Consider the following 1,780-nt stretch of genomic DNA (forward strand, 5'->3'; position numbering starts at 1 on the left):
TGATCAACTGGTACCTGGAGATATCGTCTTATTGGAAGCAGGGAATATTGTACCTGCTGATTTGCGTTTGATCGAAGTAGCGTCTTTGCAAATAGAAGAATCTGGTCTGACCGGTGAATCAGTTCCTGTTGATAAAGAATTGACAATTATTGAAGACGCTAAAGCCGGTATCGGCGACCGGACCAACATGGCTTATATGAACAGCAATGTTACTTATGGACGTGGAGAAGGCGTCGTTGTTGCAACAGGAATGGATACTGAAGTAGGTCAAATTGCTCTTATGTTGGCTTCAACAGAAGAAACCATGACGCCGCTGCAAGAAAATTTAAACCGATTAGGTAAATATTTAACAGTAGCGATTTTAGTGATTGCTGTCATTATGTTTGTTGTCGGTATGCTGAATGGAAGAGAATGGCTGGATATGCTGTTGACTTCTATTTCATTGGCAGTTGCGGCCATTCCTGAAGGTTTACCAGCAATCGTTACAATTATTCTCGCTTTAGGAACACAGAAAATGGCTAAACGGAAAGCGCTTGTCCGGAAATTGCCAGCAGTTGAAACATTAGGCAGCACTGATATTATTTGTTCTGATAAAACAGGAACATTGACTATGAATAAAATGACGGTTGAAAAAATGTATGTCAATGGACAATTACTAGATAACAAAGCAGCATTTGATATGGAATCACCAGCATTGCGGTCAATGGTTTATGCCAATGATACACAAATAGCTGGAGACGGAACATTGATTGGCGATCCCACTGAAACAGCTTTGATCCAGTTTGCTATGAATAAAGGAATAGACGTACAAGCGCAACTAGCTAAAGAGCCGCGAGTAGCAGAAATACCTTTTGATTCGGAACGGAAATTGATGTCAACGATCCATAAGCAAGCCAATGGTCAGTTTTTAGTTGCTGTTAAAGGGGCACCGGATGAACTATTGAAAAGATGTACTCAAGTAGATAATCAAAATAAAGTCGAGGCAATGGATGATAAGACACGAAAAGCTATTCTAGATACAAACCATGACTTGGCCACTCAAGCGTTGCGGGTGTTATCAATGGCCTATAAAGTCGTTGATCAAATGCCAAGCGAGCTCAATTCAGCAACTGTTGAACAGGATTTGGTTTTTGCAGGTATGACCGGCATGATCGATCCAGAACGTGAAGAAGCTAAAGATGCGGTAAGAGTAGCACGTGAAGCAGGGATTCGGCCTATCATGATCACTGGAGATCACCGCGACACAGCTGAAGCCATTGCCAAGAGATTAGGTATTTTAGAAGAAAAACAAAAAGATGGTGTCATTACAGGAGCTGAGTTGGACGAGATCAGTGACGAAGATTTTGCCACTAAAGTAAAACAGTATTCTGTATATGCACGAGTTTCCCCGCAACATAAAGTTAGAATTGTTAAAGCATGGCAAAAAGCAGGTAAGATCGTGGCAATGACTGGTGATGGCGTGAATGATGCACCAGCATTGAAAACGGCGGATATCGGTATTGGAATGGGAATCACCGGAACAGAAGTATCAAAAGGCGCCAGCGATATGGTTCTAGCCGATGATAATTTTTCGACGATCGTTGTAGCAGTTGAAGAAGGAAGAAAAGTCTTTTCAAATATTCAAAAATCGATTCAATATCTATTATCAGCGAATTTAGGCGAAGTATTGACTTTGTTCATTGCTACATTGTTAGGCTGGAGTATTTTGGCGCCTGTTCATATCTTGTGGATCAATTTAGTGACGGATACGTTCCCAGCAATTGCATTAGGATTGGAACCA

At 41.2% G+C, this 1,780-nt stretch carries 1 protein-coding gene; it reads left to right on the forward strand.

Going from position 1 to position 1,780, the window contains the following annotated elements:
• The coding region (locus RT405_RS05985; RefSeq protein WP_313468400.1) for an HAD-IC family P-type ATPase at positions 1–1,780 on the forward strand (1,780 nt) is incomplete at both ends.

The organism is Carnobacterium sp. (assembly GCF_032094055.1).
Classification (GTDB): Bacteria; Bacillota; Bacilli; order Lactobacillales; family Carnobacteriaceae; genus Carnobacterium_A.